The sequence below is a fragment of the Nostoc sp. genome (genome assembly GCF_036917815.1).
GTDB lineage: Bacteria > Cyanobacteriota > Cyanobacteriia > Cyanobacteriales > Nostocaceae > Nostoc.
Genome location: NZ_JBALEK010000015.1, coordinates 55935 through 72043 on the forward strand (window position 1 = coordinate 55935; position 16109 = coordinate 72043).

Below are 16109 nucleotides of genomic sequence, written 5' to 3' on the forward strand. Positions count from 1 at the left end.
ACCAACATCTACTGGTTCATCGCGGTTGCCAGTGCGATCGTTGGTTTTGCCTTCAGCAGATTTTTTGAGTCTAAGAGGTTGTTTGAAAAGTATTGGGCGAATAGAATGATGCCTTCCACACGCCAAGGGCGAATGCTACTACACAAACTAAGTGTGGACTAACGAAATTTTAACCCGCGTAGGCGGGTTTTGTTTGTGTAGCCGCGACTTCTAGTGGCCAGGGCTAGTTAGGCAAATTGGTTGGGCTAGGTTCAAGAAACCTCTTAGGCCAGCCCACCGATTATAAACAGGACTTACGCAAAATATCTCTCAAACTCTGATTTCTCCGTGTCCTCTGCGCCTCTGCGGTTCGCTATTCCGTAACTTGTGCGTAAGTCCTAATAAAGTCTCCGATTTCATTTTCACGCGATGTGATATTTGCCTTGCCATCCTTAATTTTTAGAATAATGGAGTTGGGAATTCTACTCAAATATTTCCAGTTTTCTTAAGTTGATTTGTCAAATATATATCAAATCACTATTCAGAAAAGTATTAATTATTTAATTAATGAGAACAATCTTTAAAACCTGAAATTAACTAAGGTTTTGTTGACAGTTTGCTTATATTGCCAAAATCCAATTGCAATTCCTAAGGGGGGATACTGATGTCTATGGATTACATGAGTAACAATTCCTTGTCTAATAACGGTCTAAATATTAATTCTCTCCCTTCATATAATTACTTAAACCTCAACAATAACTACGACTTGAACTTCAATAGTTATAGTAGTTTTAACCAAGGGACAAGTTATTTAGAGACGGACACTAATCAGAATCAGCAGTTTACTACGACTTCTCTTAGCACTAGTGGAACATATAACCCCATATCCGGTTATGGCTTAATTGATGCCGCAACATCCGTGGCTCAAGCTGCTGGTCAAAATACCTTTTCTGACGTTCCTAATATTGGTGGCAATAATTGGGGAGATAACCTGGTAAAAGCTCCAGAAGCTTGGGCAAAGGGATATACAGGTAAGGGTGTTGTCGTTGCCGTTCTGGATACTGGGGTAGATTATAATGATACACAGTTGAAAAATAATATCTGGACAAACCCCAATAATGATGCGGCACAAGGATATGCTAATGATGTTCACGGGTGGAACTTTGTGGACAACAATAATAATGTCCTAGACACATCCACAATCGGTCATGGCACTCATGTTTCTGGCATCATTGCTGGAGAAAACAACGGTTCTGGCATCACTGGTGTTGCTTATGATGCCAAGATTATGGCAGTTAAAGTTTTGGATAACTCTGGTGCTGGCTCTGACACTAGCATAACAGAAGGTATTTACTATGCCGTGAATCATGGAGCTAATGTAATTAACCTCAGCCTGGGTGGTGCTTATCCTAACATGGCTCTAGAGTCAGCTATTCAATATGCTAGTAGCAAAAATGTTGTTGTTGTCATGGCAGCTGGCAATGATAGTGCCGATACCCCCGATTATCCGGCAAGTTATGCCAAAAACTGGGGACTAACAGTAGGAGCGGTAGATCAGAATAACAATATAGCCGACTTCTCTAATCGTGCTGGATCTGATCCACTTGCCTACGTTACTGCACCTGGTGTGAATATTTCCTCTACAATTCCAGGTAATCAATATGCGACTTATAGTGGTACATCTATGGCAACACCTTTCGTTGCTGGTGTCGTTGCTCTCATGCTGAGTGCTAACCACAACTTGACTGATGGTGAAGTCCGTCAGATTGTCACACAGACAGCACAACATAGTACACAAGCTGCAACCGTAGAAAATATTGCCAGCCCTACGCTCAATAGCATGATTGCCAGCAATAGCTTCAGTAGTCAACTTGTAGCCGATAAGATGATTGAAATTTCTAGCTCAGAGGTTATGTCTATAATCAACAGTATGGTTGCTAGCCCTATAATTGAAAGCAACAATATTTTAATCAACTCAGATATTCAGTCACAATTATTGAGCAGTGACCAGAATAGTTTTGATGATAATAGTAGTCATGATAATAGTGATGCCGAAAATATTAACCTATTGGAGCAGTATCATAAACAGTTGGTTAACATCAGATCAAATATAAGTTATAGCGGTTCTCAATTGCATGAAGTACAGACCTAACCCCCAGCCCCTTCCCTGCGAGGGAAGGGGAGCAAGATTCAAAGCCTCTCTCCTTTTAGGAGAGAGGTTTGGAGAGAGGTCAAAATGTATTGCATACAAACGAAAAGCCCTATAGCGTGTTTAAATGTTTAATAAAATATAAAACAATTAGCCTGCGTAGGCAGGCTAAGTTCTTGTAGCCTCAGACTTGAGTCTGACGGAATTACCACATTACTATCCCGGAAGTTGCTTTTTCAGTGCTTCCAGAGAAGCCCAACGGTTATCAACTGGAGTTTCAGAACTATCAGGATTATCAACAGTACTTGCAAGAATACCGGGACAATTGCGATCGCACGGGCGGGAAATCACCTTGGTTAAGATGCTCTTAATGTTCTGTTACCAAACCTGGGAAGGTTTTAGATTTAGTAAGGTAGGATGTATATACTCAAGTAAGGAATCCTTACGTTTGATAGCAAAGGCTAGGAGGCAAGTCATGCTCGCCAAGTTAACTTCTAAAAATCAACTAACGCTGCCTAAAAGTATTACTCGTGAAATCGGTGAGGCTGAGTATTTTGAGGTAAAGGTGGAGGGGGGGCAAATTATTCTGACTCCTGTAAAAATTCATCGGGCTGATGCGGTTCGATCTAAGCTGGCGGATTTAGGACTGAGTGAGCAGGATGTGGCTGATGCAGTGGCTTGGGCGCGTCAATCGTAATGGTTTGTCCACGGGTGGTAATTGATACTAATATCATCATCTCGGCGCTGATATTTGGGGGCAGAGTATCTAGGCTTCGTTTGGCATGGCAGGACGATCTCTTCACTCCACTGGTTTCTAAAACGACAACAACTGAGTTAATCCGAGTGCTGGCTTATCCAAAGTTTAAGCTCACGCCAACTGAGCAAGAAGATTTACTATCGGATTACATAATCTTTTGTGAAGCTGTAGCGATGCCCGACCGCTTGCCTGTAATTCCTGAATGTCGCGATCCGTTTGATGTGCCTTTTTTACTTTTGGCTGTGGTCAGTGAGGCTGATTATCTCGTGACCGGCGATCGCGATTTACTCAGTCTAAAAGATAATTTTTCTTGCCCGATTATCACGGCTGAAGATTTTCTAAATGTTATTGATGGTCAGTCACCCTAATTTTTCCGGTGATGCCTTGTAAAAGTGGTATTTGTTGCCATAAGTTTTCCCACTGCTTACTAGAAGTCATCTACATCACAGAATATTTGTGTAATGTCGAGCCGAGATACAATCGTCAAGAATGGCGATGCGTGGCGAAAGTAGGACAATATTTTTTGGTTGCGACTTGAGGAGTCGGGCGAGATTGCGGAGTTTGCGGGCGCGTAGCAGCAGTTTAAATTCTTCACGGAAGTTCATATTTAGCTGTGGGTATTTGTTCTTCTCTCATTGTTCAGGTTTGTATCGCCTCTCACAACTAAAAAACTAACATCTACCAGTTCATAGCGGTTGCCAGTGCGATCGCTATATGTGAGATATTTCTCAAGGGTGAGCGATCACTCTGTTGTGGTAAGCATGATGAGATAATCAGTATCAAAATGACTACTGACTTTTATTTAAGGAATTTCCTAATTCTTCAGCTAGTTGAGACAAGAAATCAGGTTTATTTTCAACTAGCCATTCTGTAAGCTTATAAGAGTGTTTTGTTTTTCTAAATTCAAGTTTATTGTCACATAATTTTTGAAATATACTTTCAAGTATCTTTGCACCGTGAATCTTAGATAACCAATTATTATCTGAAACTTCTTCTCTTTTTGCGCCTTGAAGCAGATAAGAGTTGTCCTGTTTAATCTTGTCAAGATATTCCTGAACCTGAGTAATGCTGATAGGAGTTTCTAGCCATGTGGCTTCTTCATTCTAAAAAATCTCTAAATATTTCAAAATTATGCCTTAGCGAAATCTCATGACGTTCGCGTGGATTATCTTCGTCATTAAAGTATATTTCCGGTGATGCATGAATTCCAACTGGAGACGTACTTTGTTGTATGAAAGACCGTAATTCTTTTTTTCTAAGGTTAAATAAACCTCAATTATTGATTGCTCCTTTATTATTGAGGATTTATCTGGTAACGTTTCTAAACTTAAATGTGGTTGGTTATCAAAATTTAGTGTAAGTGCTTCAAGTAAAGAAGTTTTCCCTGAATTATTTTGTCCAACAATTATATTGATCCCTGGAGTAAATTCTATTAGACCAGAATCGAGATATGACTTATAATTAAATACTTTAAGCTTGTAAATAAACATTTTGTGTCAATTATCTTATGAATGCATTTTAGGATTTTACAATATTAAAAATTTCTTTTATAAAAAAATATTTAGATATACTAAATCTTATGCGAGAGAATTAGAAACCCGACTTCTTCAAGAAATCGGGTTCTATATAAATCTCATAAATTAACTGAGAAAAGTACTAGATTACGTTACTATCCCGGAAGTTGCTTTTTCAGTGCTTCCAGAGAAGCCCAACGGTTATCAACTGGAGTTTCAGAACTATCAGGATTATCAACAGTACTTGCAAGAATACCGGGACAATTGCGATCGCACAGTTGGCGTTGGGGTACTGCCAAGCACATCTGCTCATACAGCCATTCGTTGGCATAAAAATAACCATCGGGCGGTAGGGTTTCCAGCAAATCTTCCAGAACCACTTCCCTTTCTAAAGGCAAGTCATTTGCCTGATTTGCAGTTTCGTCCAACCAGATGATTTCTTTCGTATCAAGCCCTAAACGTCGATTGTATTGCTGCAAACAGCGATTACAGGTACAAGTAATAATCGTTTCTGCCTGACTAGACACTTCCAAGTAATTGCCATGATGCTGCACGCGCACATGACCACGAACTGGTGTCAACGTTTCCAGACCAGGCAGAAATTCCTCAACTTGAATTTCCTCTGTCCGCTCCGGGGCTTGAGTTAGCTGCGGAATATAAATTGCGTCCATAGGATTTGTGAGACATCCTCACTAAAATTTATCTTGATTATCAGCAATTATACTGATACTACATCTTTACTTTCTCTCTTAAGAACAAGAGAAATTTTGAAATTATATGGTTATGAGTTTTCAATTAACTCCAAACTCATAACTCCTAACGTACAGACGCGATTAATCGCGTCTAACTCCTAACTTCTTCCAACGAAGCTGGTCGCACAACTAGATGACGTTGCGGCTCTTTACCACGACTGAAGGTTTCCAAATCTCCAAAATCCTTCAAGAAGGTATGGACTTGACGACGTTCAGCAGAACTAAGAGATTTGATTTCCACTTCTCTACCAGAAAAGCGCACTTCATCGGCTGCTGCTTCTGCTAATGCGCGAATTTCGGCTTCTCTTTTGACGCGGTAGCCATTCAACTCAATGGTGTAAGAGGCTTGTTCCTCTGGGGGTTGGCTAAGATTAAGAACTGAATTTGCTAGATACTGAACCGCATCTAACACAGAACCATCAGCACCAATTAATACCTGGATTTGTTCTGAGGTGAAGTTAGTTTGGTCAATAGTCAACCAGTAATTATCTGGTTCTGGGGAATCGCCGTCTTGAGATTGAGCAGTTTCTAAATGACCCTGAATCTCAGCAGGTATTCCAGTGAGTTCTAGCAGTGTTTTTAACCACTCCTGACCTCGCTCCATCGCAATGTTACTCATGATCCCCCTGTCGCCTTTTTCTTAGCACTTTTTGGTTCAAAGGGCAGTGCCTTTTGTTCTGTCACTGCTGCTTCTTTCTCCTGAGTTGCTACGATTTTTTGTAGTTCTTCTGGTAGAGGTTCGCGGGAGAGAAGATAAGTTTGTGCGGTTTGGAAAATATTACCAATCACCATATACATCAACACCCCTGCTGGTAAGGGGAAGAACAAAAACATCCCAGAAAAGATAACTGGTGTGATTTTGTTAACTGTATCCTGCTGCGGATTGCCACCACTGGAATTTTGCCCAGAAAGCAATTGGCTAACATAAAGGCTGATCCCAAAGAAGACGATCATGGCGACGATATCCCAGTGGATTGTGCCATCTGGATCGTTTGCGCCAACCCTGCCTAAGGCATCAATGAATAGAAAGCCTTTATCTGCTGCTAGTCCAGGAATTGTACCTTGAATGGTGACATCTCCCGGTTGCAAGGCTTCTACATTACCCTCAGCATCAATTTTTATCTTATCTTCCCCTTTAGTGACTTTCCAATCAGGAATCAGCTTATTTTCTGGGTGTTCTGCTAAGAGTACCTGAAATGGTTTGCCCTCAACGGTTTGATATTGTATCTTGGTTTGTTCACCTACCGCTAGTTTGTTTCCACTAGGAAGGATAGCAGCTACTTTAACGTGTTCCCCATCCGCAACGTAAATATTTTGAGAAGCAGTGGCAAAGGCTTGCGGTTGAATTTGTTCGATTTGTTCTGCGGGAAATATTTGCAGGTTAACGCTGTAGTTTACACCTGCAAAAGGCGAACCCCGCAAAGTGGCGAACAGCGCTAACAAGACTGGCATTTGCACCAATAATGGAAAACAGCCTGCCAAAGGGTTGCCAAATTCTTTTTGAACATTGACCATTTCCTCCTGCTGCTTTTGCGGTTCATCCTTATAACGCTCTTTAATTTCTGCCATCCGCTTCTGCATCAGAGGTTGTACAATTCGCATTTTCCGCATGTTGCGAATTGAGCCAGCACTCAGGGGATAGAGCGCGAAGCGGACTATCAAGGTCAAAGCAACGATCGCTAATCCGTAGCTAGGCACTATACCATAGAAAAAATCTATGATTGGCAGCATCACGTTGTTCGAGAGAAAGCCGATACCAAAATCCATTATTCTGAATTAAACCTGAGGTACTGTAAACTGAATCTAATTTATCTAAATACATGATTTGTCGGCGACTATCTTTCGCTACGGATAGCCGCACATTTCAAAAAAGGGGAGTAGGGAGTGGGGAGTGGTATGTAGTTTTTAGTAAGTGAGAAGTTCGGAATTTTAGATTTGATGTGAGTAAATTTTGCATTCACTATTCCCTACTCCCCACTCCCCACTTCCATCACTTGTTGGCGGCGGCGCTATATTCAGGATTTTTCGCGGCAATTCTTTCGTTGATGTAGTCATAGACTTCCCGAAATTTGGGAATTGCACGCAATTCGAGACGACTGCCGTTTTTTAGGGTTATGGCCATATCTCCCCAAAAGCCAATACCACGAGGGACTTTGACTATTTTGACAATTTCTGAATAAATTATGTCAGTGCGATCGCGCCCTTGCCAACCTCCAATCACGGTAATTCGGCGATCGGTGATGCGGAAACGCAGCCACAATGCCCTGACAATCGCCCCAACTGTCAATGGTATCCCAACCACGGTTAGCCCAATCAGCAGGTTGATAATTAAATCCCCAACATGGGGTCCACCTTCATAATATACGTCTTCACGAATTCCCATCGAACACCTCAGCTTGTGCCAACAACTGCTCTAATTCTTGCAGAAATTGTGGGCTTACGCACTTAGATTCTGCTGCTGTGGGTTTGACAATGAACACTAACCGCCATCCTGGTAATAATTTGGGCAGTAAGCTGTGTAAAGCAGCAGTAATTTGCCGTTTGATTCGGTTGCGAACCACTGCCCTTTTACTAACTTTTGTGCTGATGGAAATGCCAATTCGCGTGCTGGCAATATCTACTGAGTCAGATGCTTGTCTAGTCTGGGTGGCACCGTCCAAAGAAGGTTTTGTTGGATATAACGGCTTTAAGGCTCTCAATGTTAAATAAGAGCCATTACGCCGAATTCCTTCCCGGAAAACTGCCTGGAAATCCTTGCGAGATTTTAGCCGATTTGCTTTGGACAAAGCCACAGATGCTCTTTTAGCTTAATATGCCCTAAACGCTCAAACGGTGACGTCCCTTTTTTCTCCTAGCGCTAATTACGTTTCTGCCATCTGGTGTCCGCATTCTGGCGCGAAAACCAGAGGTTCTTTTTCTCTTACGGCTAGTACCGCCCAGTGTTCTTTTCATACTCTTCTCCTCTTAGGTGATTTTTATAAAAACTCACAATCTCTAATTGTATCAGTTTCTTAGGGGAATGGGAATTTGCATTAGGGGAGAGGTGACAGGTGATAGGGAATAATCTGTACCCGTACTCTGTAACCTATTCCCTTCCTCACTCCCTACTCCTAATTGATGCTGATAATCCAGCTTCCCACGTAACGCAGTAGTGGCACATCACCAGGGGAGAGAACTTGACAGTTGAAATAGTAAACTCCGCCGAAGGCTGGGTTTTGCACGTTAGATAAGACTAACTCAACCTTAGTACCTGCTGGCACCGGGTCTTGGGGAAAAATATTAATCAGCTTACCTTCTTTGTCCCACTTCACCTCAGAAAGCGGAACTGCTTTGCCTTTGACTCGGACTTCAATTTGTTTCGGGTCAAAAGTTCCTTTGTAATAATCAGGGTAGGTAATGGCAAATTGACCAACTGCTAATTTCATTTTTTGGGCTGGAATCCTTAATATATAACGATCCCAACCATTAGCTTGTCCGCCAAAATCTAACCGCAAGGGCAGTTCATTTTCCCTTTTGATGCCGCTAAAGAGCGTCAATCCGTTTTGTGCCCAAGTCAGGGCTGGAAATCCAGTGACTAAAACGGTAGTCACGGCTAAAGCAGAAAGTAAACGTCGCATAATTGGGCTTCCTCAACCAAAATATAAATTTGTTATCTAAAATAACTGTTTGTTAGTATTCGTTACTAAACTTTACTACTGACTTCATGACAATGGACGTTTAATTGCAATAAAAAGTGCCATCTTCCGTGAAGTTTGGACGACCGTAAAATTACTTAGTAGCAAATTGGATGCATATTAAAATTACTTCATTCACGTTGTCAAGTCCTGATTTGATTAGTAAGTTGGTCAAATTTGAACTAGATAGAAACACAGTTGGGATGAGATTGTGTTTCTAAATATGTATAAGTGTATCTAAATTTGAGAATTTTGTTATAAAAATTGAGCCGCGCCATCAGCGATCGCTAGTTAACTTAGGCTAAATTGATTATAAATAAGTCGTAATCATTAAAATTTGATTGGGAAATTATCAAGCTTCAAAAATTTGGTCAATATTACTCTATAAGAAAGGAATACCAAAAATTTCTCAATCCCGAAAATAAGCGGAAGATAAAGATGCAAAACTTGGGAATCAATTTAGGATGTGCAATACATAACCCTGTTTGCAACTATCTGAAAATATGACATCTGCGGGCGGCAAAGTGAGGCTTTGCCTGGAGAGCCAAGAGTTGGAGAGGAAAATTTCAAGGTTCAATCTACTAGTAAAAGTCATGGCTGATATTGCTGTCTAAGTACTATGAGTGCGGGATACTCTCATCTAGACAATCGCTTACTTAGCAGAGATTAAGTATTTATCTTCAGGAGATTTCATGAGAATAGCAGTTGCTAAAGAAATTGAAGTTTGTGAACGTCGTGTGGCATTAATTCCTGACACCGTTGCCCGATTGGTAAAACAAGGCTTGGAAGTCTGGATAGAAACGGGTGCTGGAGAGGGAGCTTTTTTTAGCGATTCTGCTTATGAAGCAGCAGGAGCCACAATCATCAGCGATACTGCCAAATTATGGGGTGAAACAGATATCTTGCTGAAAGTCAGCCCACCGCAAGAACGAGAAGATGGACGTTCAGAAATTGATTTGTTAAAGGAAGGGGCTGTATTAGTTAGCTTCCTCAATCCCTTGGGAAATCCTGTTGTAGCGCAGCAACTAGCAAATCGGAAAGTCACAGCCTTGAGTATGGAAATGATTCCCCGTACTACCAGGGCACAAAGTATGGATGCTTTGTCTTCGCAAGCTTCATTAGCAGGTTACAAGGCTGTATTAATTGCCGCAGCTGCATTACCGAAATATTTCCCGATGTTAACCACAGCCGCAGGTACGATCGCACCAGCGAAAGTATTTATTATGGGCGCTGGTGTAGCCGGATTGCAAGCGATCGCCACAGCTAGACGCTTGGGAGCAGTGGTAGAAGCCTTTGATATTCGTCCCGCCGTTAAAGAAGAAGTGCAAAGCTTAGGGGCGAAATTCGTTGAAGTTAAATTAGAGGAAGAAACCGTCGCCGCAGGTGGTTACGCCAAGGAAATTTCTGAGGCTAGCAAACAACGTACCCAAGAAGTTGTCGCCGAACATGTCAAAAATTCTGATGTGGTGATTACTACTGCTCAAGTGCCTGGGAGACAAGCGCCACGGCTCGTCACAGAAGAAATGGTGGCACAAATGAAACCCGGTTCAGTGATTGTAGATTTGGCTGCTGAACAGGGTGGTAACTGCGCCTGCACTGAACCCGGTAAAGATATTGTGTGGAACGGCGTGACAATTATCGGCCCCATTAATCTCCCATCATCGATGCCAATTCACGCCAGCCAATTGTATGCCAAGAACGTAACATCGTTGATGCAACTGCTAATTAAAGATAAAGCTTTGCAGGTGGACTTTAGCGACGACATCGTTGATGCAGCTTGCGTTACCCATGCAGGTGAAATTCGCAATCAACGAGTGCGGGATGCGCTACAAGCTCTGAATACTCAACAACCGGCGGTTAATTAGGGAATGGGGAGTGGAGGCAAAATACGGTTCGGTTAAGGCAAGAGACGCGATAAATCGCCGTCTCTACAAAGGACTGATTCATCCACCTCGGAACTCCGTTCATCCACCTCAAAAACTCGTTCTTAATGCCCAACGCCCAATACCCATTTAAAGGAGTTTTCATTTCATGACAGAGGCATTAATTGCTGCTTTGTTTGTATTTGTTTTGGCATCTTTTATCGGTTTTGAAGTCATCAACAAAATACCACCGACTTTACACACACCCTTGATGTCAGGCTCAAACGCAATTTCTGGGATTGCGGTACTGGGAGCAATAGTTGCTGCTGGTGCCAGAGAAACGAATGTGTCCGTAATTCTCGGTTTGATTGCTGTGGTATTGGCAACAGTCAACGTTGTGGGTGGTTTTTTAGTGACAGACAGAATGTTGCAAATGTTCAAAAAGAAGGAGATTAAGGCGTGAGCGACTTTTTACCAACTGGCATTGAGCTGACGTACTTAGTCGCTGCATCGTTATTCATTCTGGGCTTGAAAAAGCTGGGATCACCTGCTACAGCAAGGAACGGTAATCTTGTCGCGGCTGTGGGGATGTTGCTGGCGATCGCAGCGACAATGTTAGATCAACATGTGTTGAACTACGAGATGATATTGTTGGGCTTGGCGATTGGATCGCTGATTGGTGCGATCGTTGCCTACAAAGTCCAAATGACCGAAATGCCCCAAATGGTGGGTTTACTCAACGGTTTGGGCGGTGCGGCTTCGGCGCTAGTCGCCGTTGCTGAATTCTGGCGGTTATTAGATAGTTCTCAGGCGATACCGCTAGATGTGAACATTTCCATGCTATTGGATGTGTTAATCGGTGGTGTTACCTTCACAGGTAGTTTTCTCGCCTTTGCCAAATTGCAAGGTTTAATTAGCGGTTCCCCGATTACATTTCCATTCCAGCAACCATTTAACCTCTTGCTTCTGGGTGCTTATATAGTAGGTAGTGCCTACTTAATCATCACACCAGATAGCTTACCCATATTCTTGGGAGTGGTTGGCGTTTCATTGGTGCTGGGTGTGATGTTCGTTATCCCCATTGGTGGCGGCGATATGCCAGTGGTAATCTCGCTGTTGAACTCGTTGTCAGGTGTGGCGGCGGCGGCGGCTGGGTTCGTGGTGATGAACAATATGTTAATCATCGCTGGGGCTTTGGTGGGAGCATCTGGCTTAATCCTCACCGAGATTATGTGTAAGGCGATGAACCGCTCCTTATTTAGTGTGCTGTTCAGCGCTTTTGGTACAGGTTCTAGTTCTGGTGGTGCTGCTGCTAGTGGTGGTGCAACTGATCAAACTGTCCGCAGCATCGATGCCGAAGAAGGGGCGATGATGTTGGGTTATGCCCGTTCTGTGGTAATTGTACCTGGTTATGGGATGGCAGTTGCCCAAGCGCAACATAGCGTCCGGGAATTGTCAGATCAGTTAGAACGGATGGGTGTTGATGTTAAGTATGCGATTCACCCTGTTGCTGGGAGAATGCCGGGGCACATGAATGTGTTGTTGGCGGAGGCAAATGTGCCTTATACGCAGTTGTACGACATGGATGATATTAATCCCCAGTTTGAGCAAGCAGATGTGGCTTTAGTAATTGGGGCAAATGATGTGGTAAATCCGGCGGCGCGGAGTGATGTTAATAGCCCGATTTATGGTATGCCGATTTTGGAAGTAGATCGGGCGAAGCAGACGATTGTGATTAAGCGCGGGATGAGTACGGGTTTTGCCGGTGTAGATAATGAGTTGTTCTACAAGGATAAGACGACGATGCTTTTTGGTGGCGCTAAAGATATGGTGTCGAAGTTGGTTTCGGAAGTGAAGCAACTTTAACGAACCGCAGAGGCGCAGAGAGCGCGGAGTAAAGAATTTAGAGAGTTAGCTTGCCTTGGGGGTGTGATTCTTCTGAGGCAAGTTTTTTTGTTGGGGAATTACCTCATGCAAAGGCGCAAAGAATAGAAAGTTTATTTATTATAGACTTGATAATTTAGGAAAATTTTCAGTTTGGTTATTTTACTTGACATTCCATGTATACTCAATTACTTTTGACTAACAAATTTTAATTTTCCAAGTAAAATAACAGAGTTATGTTAAGTCAAGATTTTTTTAATGATGAGTTTCTAGAAGAAAGAGTTGATACATTTTATGGATATGGTAATTATAAAGGAAATTATTGGTTTATTGGTATGGAAGAAAGAGGAGAAGATTTTCAAGATATTGAAAAAAGAATAAATATATGGTCAAACAGGGGCAGATGTGAAATAGATGATGTTGCAGAATATCATATAGATATGGGAACATGGGACGCAACAATACAACCAACATGGAATAAATTGATTCGCATTGTCTTAAGTGCTAAAGGAACAGGGAATATTGATATAGAAGATGTCCGTAAATATCAAAAAAACGAATTAGCTAGAAAAGATAAAGAGACTTGTTTATTAGAATTATTACCTTTACCCTCACAATCTCTTAAACATTCGATATATAGTGAATATTCTAAGCTTACTTTTTTATCTAATAGAGATACTTATGAAAATTATTGTCTTGAAAAGCGAATAAATCACATTAGTCAAAGAATAAAAGAACATCAACCTAAAGCTGTTGTTTTCTATGGTATAGGATATGAATCTTCTTGGAGAAGAATAACTGAAAAAATAACTGATGTTGAGTTTTCATCAACTTCAGAAGGTTTCTTAATTTGTCAAAATAGTCAGACTGTGTTTGTTATAGCTAAACATCCTGTAACTAGAGGTTTAACAAATGAATATTTCCATAATATTGGTAGATCAATTGCTGCTAAAATAGCGGAAAAATCATTATTTGCGTAGTTTGTGGTTCGTTTAAAAAAGCGATCGCCTGCAAAATCTCCAGTGTGCGTAGGCGAAGCCAGCCGAAGGCATCGCCCTTTTCTTTCTCTGTGTTCTCTGCGCCTCTGCGGTTCGTTAAAAAGAGCGATCGCCTGCAAAATATCCACAGTGCGATCGCATTAATCTTTCAGTTGAAAACTGAGCCGTATTCGTTCATCAAGTCAATTAGCGATAAAATTTGAATATAGTAAATTTAGTAGAATTATTTGTCATGAATATTTCCCTTAAACCTGAGCATGAGCAGTTTATTCAATCCCAAATTCAAACTGGGAGATATGCTAATGTAGAAGAATTGATGAACGAAGCATTGAAATTGCTACAAGCACGAGAACAACGTTTGGAAGAACTTCGGGGAAAAATAGTTATTGGAAAGGAACAAATTGCAAGAGGAGAGGTTACAGATGGTGAGATAGTATTTGCTCAATTACAAGAAAAAATCAATAAAATTGCTGAGTCTCAAAAATGAGTAACTACTCTTTTTCTGATGAAGCAGTCAAAGATTTAAATGCTATTTGTGAGTATATTGCTCAGAATAGTCCCAGTGCTGCTAGTGAACTTTTTGATGCAATTCGCCAGAAATGCAAATTAGTTGCTGGATTTCCCAACATGGGGAAGAGTTATGAGCAATTATCTCCCAATCTACGGGGATTTAACATTGAAGAATATATCATCTTATACTATCCCAGAGAAGATGGAATTGATATTACCCGTGTCATGAGTGGATATAGAGATTTGGAGTCACTATTTTTAGAATTAGAGTGATATAGCCATAGCCTAATTGTACTTTCACAACAAACGCGATCGCTCTCTTCTATTCTTCCTTGGTGTCTTGGCAGTTCGTTAAAAAGAGCGTAGGCGTTCGCGTAGCGTCTCGTAGAGAAGCCCGCCGTTCGCGTAGCGTCTCGTAGAGAAGGCATCGCCTGCAAAATCTTCAGCGTGCGTAGGCGTTCGCGTAGCGTCTCGTAGAGAAGCCCGCCGAAGGCATCGCCCCTTCTCTTCTGACTCTGCGCCTAATAAGGTTTGTTAAAAAGAGCGTAAGCGTTCGCGTAGCGTCTCGTAGAGAAGCCCGCCGTTCGCGTAGCGTCTCGTAGAGAAGGCATCGCCTGTAAAATCTTCAGCGTGCGTGGGCGTTCGCGTAGCGTCTCGTAGAGAAGCCAGCCGAAGGCATCGCTCTCTTCTTGCTCTGTGTCCTCTGTGCCTCTGTGGTTCGTTGAAAAAAGCGTAGGCGTTCGCGTAGCGTCTCGTAGAGAAGCCCGCCGAAGGCATCGCCTGCAAAATTTCCATTGTGCGTAGGCGAAGCCAGCCGAAGGCATCGCTCTCTTCTTCCTTTGAGCCTTTGCGTGAGATAAAAAAGCGATCGCCTGCAAAATCTCTAGTGTGCGTAGGCGTTCGCGTAGCGTCTCGTAGAGAAGCCCGCCAAAGGCATTGCTCTCTTCTTCCTCTGCGTCTAGAGTGGTTCGTTGAAAAAAGCGTAGGCGTTCGCGTAGCGTCTCGTAGAGAAGGCATCGCCTGTAAAATCTTCAGCGTGCGATTATGATTAATTTGGAAAGAAATCAGAATCTAAGGTTTCATCAACAGAAAAAGGATAGTCTTTGGGAAAAATAGACAGAGGAAGACCTGTTTCAATAGATGCTTCTTTTCTAGCGTGTTGATAACAAGTGTCAAAAACTTCCGTGTAATAGTATTTTAAACTAGGACTATCTACAAATGCTTCCTGTAATCTTTGACGATGTTCATAGATTGTATATAACCAGCTATTAGATCGGTTCTGGGGTTGAAATTTGTATTTGAGAAGGTGCATTAAAAGCACTCTAAGATTACTCCTTAAAGCATTTTTCTCACTTCTTCCCATACTTTCAATTTCTTCAATTAAATTTTCTAACTCTAATTCTAAAAACTTTTTGTTTTTTAATAAATCAACAGTGTATTCTAACCACAAGTGATAATCTTGTGCATAGAGACTATTTGTTTTAGGAACAGATTGATTGCTCATAATCTTCTCCTTTATGGATATATAATTTTAACATTGTTAGAGGATTTAGCCGAAGCCTTACTAGATTTCTCAATGCAAGCTGATTTAGTGGCTTCGTTGCAACATCAGCAATAAAATATGTATTCTACCAAGCGATCGCTCTCTTCGTCCTCTGTGTTCTCTGCGCCTAATAAGGTTTGTTAAAAAGAGCATAGGCGTTCGCGTAGCGTCTCGTAGAGAAGGCATCGCTCTCTTCTTCCCTCTGTGTACTCTGCGCCTCTGTGGTTGGTTAAAAAGAGCGATCGCCAAAACTCCACAGTGCGATCGCACAATTCCACAAAATAACTAATTTGACTTACTTTGGAAAATATCGATAAATATCTTGACGATGTAACACACGCTGAAAGATTAGTGTTTCACCGTCAAATACAATCCCGATCCGATAATCACCTATACGAATCCGATAAATATCATCATATCCTTGAAGCTTTTTGATATTAGTAATTTATTCAAAGTTAGCTATTTGTGGTATTTCATCAAAAGCAAG

23 protein-coding genes and 1 pseudogene are annotated in these 16109 nt (G+C 41.7%); 11 read left to right on the forward strand and 13 right to left on the reverse strand.

Features of this window, described 5'->3' with window-relative positions; genetic code table 11:
* The first annotated feature begins 643 nt into the window (after positions 1 to 643).
* The 3 genes from V7K97_RS04635 (at position 644) to V7K97_RS04650 (ending at position 3253) form a co-directional block, all read left to right on the forward strand.
* Positions 644 to 2131: a S8 family serine peptidase gene (locus V7K97_RS04635; protein WP_334799516.1), complete on the forward strand. Its 1488-nt coding sequence runs from the start codon at positions 644 to 646 to the stop codon at positions 2129 to 2131.
* A gap of 187 nt (positions 2132 to 2318) precedes the next feature.
* Positions 2319 to 2825, forward strand: coding sequence for an AbrB/MazE/SpoVT family DNA-binding domain-containing protein (locus V7K97_RS31905; protein WP_442936852.1), 507 nt, complete (start codon positions 2319 to 2321; stop codon positions 2823 to 2825).
* The gene (locus tag V7K97_RS04650; RefSeq protein ID WP_442936856.1) at positions 2825 to 3253 is read left to right on the forward strand and encodes a putative toxin-antitoxin system toxin component, PIN family; all 429 of its coding nucleotides are present in this window, start codon (positions 2825 to 2827) and stop codon (positions 3251 to 3253) included. Before V7K97_RS31905 ends, V7K97_RS04650 begins: the two co-directional genes overlap by 1 nt.
* Here the strand turns inward: V7K97_RS04650 and V7K97_RS31910 are convergent.
* The 10 genes and pseudogenes from V7K97_RS31910 to V7K97_RS04695 all read right to left on the reverse strand — a co-directional run.
* Positions 3243 to 3372: pseudogene (locus tag V7K97_RS31910) on the reverse strand (IS982 family transposase); the annotation flags it as partial. The gene V7K97_RS04650 and the pseudogene V7K97_RS31910 overlap by 11 nt on opposite strands.
* Positions 3329 to 3490, reverse strand: a complete 162-nt coding sequence (locus V7K97_RS04655; RefSeq protein WP_334799518.1) for a hypothetical protein — start codon at positions 3488 to 3490, stop codon at positions 3329 to 3331. The gene V7K97_RS04655 and the pseudogene V7K97_RS31910, both read right to left, overlap by 44 nt.
* Before the next feature lie 531 nt (positions 3491 to 4021).
* The gene (locus tag V7K97_RS04660; protein ID WP_334799519.1) at positions 4022 to 4375 is read right to left on the reverse strand and encodes an AAA family ATPase; all 354 of its coding nucleotides are present in this window, start codon (positions 4373 to 4375) and stop codon (positions 4022 to 4024) included.
* Between the two features lie 179 nt (positions 4376 to 4554).
* Positions 4555 to 5070 (reverse strand): YceD family protein, encoded by a 516-nt coding sequence (locus tag V7K97_RS04665; protein WP_334799520.1) that lies wholly within the window; start codon positions 5068 to 5070, stop codon positions 4555 to 4557.
* A gap of 172 nt (positions 5071 to 5242) precedes the next feature.
* Positions 5243 to 5770 carry a Jag family protein gene (locus tag V7K97_RS04670; protein WP_334799521.1) on the reverse strand — a complete coding sequence of 176 codons (528 nt, stop codon included), beginning with the start codon at positions 5768 to 5770 and terminating at the stop codon, positions 5243 to 5245.
* The gene (yidC, locus tag V7K97_RS04675; protein ID WP_334799522.1) at positions 5767 to 6918 is read right to left on the reverse strand and encodes a membrane protein insertase YidC; all 1152 of its coding nucleotides are present in this window, start codon (positions 6916 to 6918) and stop codon (positions 5767 to 5769) included. The genes V7K97_RS04670 and yidC overlap by 4 nt, the downstream gene beginning before the upstream one ends.
* Before the next feature lie 223 nt (positions 6919 to 7141).
* Positions 7142 to 7534 carry a PH domain-containing protein gene (locus V7K97_RS04680; RefSeq protein WP_334799523.1) on the reverse strand — a complete coding sequence of 131 codons (393 nt, stop codon included), beginning with the start codon at positions 7532 to 7534 and terminating at the stop codon, positions 7142 to 7144.
* The gene (rnpA, locus tag V7K97_RS04685; RefSeq protein ID WP_334799524.1) at positions 7521 to 7943 is read right to left on the reverse strand and encodes a ribonuclease P protein component; all 423 of its coding nucleotides are present in this window, start codon (positions 7941 to 7943) and stop codon (positions 7521 to 7523) included. Before rnpA ends, V7K97_RS04680 begins: the two co-directional genes overlap by 14 nt.
* Positions 7944 to 7968: 25 nt before the next feature.
* A complete protein-coding gene (gene rpmH, locus V7K97_RS04690) occupies positions 7969 to 8103 on the reverse strand; it encodes a 50S ribosomal protein L34 (RefSeq protein WP_099102484.1) in 135 nt (44 codons plus the stop codon).
* Positions 8104 to 8261: 158 nt separating this feature from the next.
* On the reverse strand, positions 8262 to 8768 hold the full coding sequence (locus V7K97_RS04695; protein ID WP_334799525.1) for a DUF2808 domain-containing protein: 507 nt from the start codon (positions 8766 to 8768) through the stop codon (positions 8262 to 8264).
* 749 nt (positions 8769 to 9517) lie between these two features.
* Between V7K97_RS04695 and V7K97_RS04700 the strand changes: the two genes are divergently transcribed.
* From V7K97_RS04700 to V7K97_RS04735, 8 genes are all read left to right on the forward strand, one after another.
* Entirely contained in the window at positions 9518 to 10690 is a 1173-nt protein-coding gene (locus V7K97_RS04700; protein WP_334799526.1) for a Re/Si-specific NAD(P)(+) transhydrogenase subunit alpha, read from the forward strand.
* 10 nt (positions 10691 to 10700) lie between these two features.
* Positions 10701 to 10841 carry a hypothetical protein gene (locus V7K97_RS04705; RefSeq protein ID WP_334799527.1) on the forward strand — a complete coding sequence of 47 codons (141 nt, stop codon included), beginning with the start codon at positions 10701 to 10703 and terminating at the stop codon, positions 10839 to 10841.
* A gap of 15 nt (positions 10842 to 10856) precedes the next feature.
* Positions 10857 to 11150, forward strand: coding sequence for an NAD(P) transhydrogenase subunit alpha (locus V7K97_RS04710; RefSeq protein WP_196515093.1), 294 nt, complete (start codon positions 10857 to 10859; stop codon positions 11148 to 11150).
* A complete protein-coding gene (locus tag V7K97_RS04715) occupies positions 11147 to 12553 on the forward strand; it encodes an NAD(P)(+) transhydrogenase (Re/Si-specific) subunit beta (RefSeq protein WP_334799528.1) in 1407 nt (468 codons plus the stop codon). The genes V7K97_RS04710 and V7K97_RS04715 overlap by 4 nt, the downstream gene beginning before the upstream one ends.
* Before the next feature lie 254 nt (positions 12554 to 12807).
* Positions 12808 to 13551, forward strand: a complete 744-nt coding sequence (locus V7K97_RS04720; protein WP_334799529.1) for a hypothetical protein — start codon at positions 12808 to 12810, stop codon at positions 13549 to 13551.
* A gap of 3 nt (positions 13552 to 13554) precedes the next feature.
* Positions 13555 to 13713 (forward strand): hypothetical protein, encoded by a 159-nt coding sequence (locus V7K97_RS04725; protein ID WP_334799530.1) that lies wholly within the window; start codon positions 13555 to 13557, stop codon positions 13711 to 13713.
* 55 nt (positions 13714 to 13768) lie between these two features.
* Positions 13769 to 14056 (forward strand): type II toxin-antitoxin system ParD family antitoxin, encoded by a 288-nt coding sequence (locus V7K97_RS04730; RefSeq protein WP_334799531.1) that lies wholly within the window; start codon positions 13769 to 13771, stop codon positions 14054 to 14056.
* On the forward strand, positions 14053 to 14352 hold the full coding sequence (locus tag V7K97_RS04735) for a type II toxin-antitoxin system RelE/ParE family toxin (protein WP_334799532.1): 300 nt from the start codon (positions 14053 to 14055) through the stop codon (positions 14350 to 14352). The genes V7K97_RS04730 and V7K97_RS04735 overlap by 4 nt, the downstream gene beginning before the upstream one ends.
* A 261-nt stretch (positions 14353 to 14613) precedes the next feature.
* Here V7K97_RS04735 and V7K97_RS04740 read toward each other — a convergent pair whose 3' ends face one another.
* The 3 genes from V7K97_RS04740 to V7K97_RS04750 all read right to left on the reverse strand — a co-directional run bounded on the left by V7K97_RS04740 (position 14614) and on the right by V7K97_RS04750 (position 16067).
* Positions 14614 to 15096 (reverse strand): hypothetical protein, encoded by a 483-nt coding sequence (locus tag V7K97_RS04740; protein ID WP_334799533.1) that lies wholly within the window; start codon positions 15094 to 15096, stop codon positions 14614 to 14616.
* 31 nt (positions 15097 to 15127) lie between these two features.
* Complete coding sequence (locus tag V7K97_RS04745; protein WP_334799534.1) at positions 15128 to 15583, reverse strand: DUF29 domain-containing protein; 456 nt, start codon at positions 15581 to 15583, stop codon at positions 15128 to 15130.
* Between the two features lie 334 nt (positions 15584 to 15917).
* Positions 15918 to 16067, reverse strand: coding sequence for a type II toxin-antitoxin system RelE family toxin (locus V7K97_RS04750; protein ID WP_334799683.1), 150 nt, complete (start codon positions 16065 to 16067; stop codon positions 15918 to 15920).
* Positions 16068 to 16109: the final 42 nt, after the last annotated feature.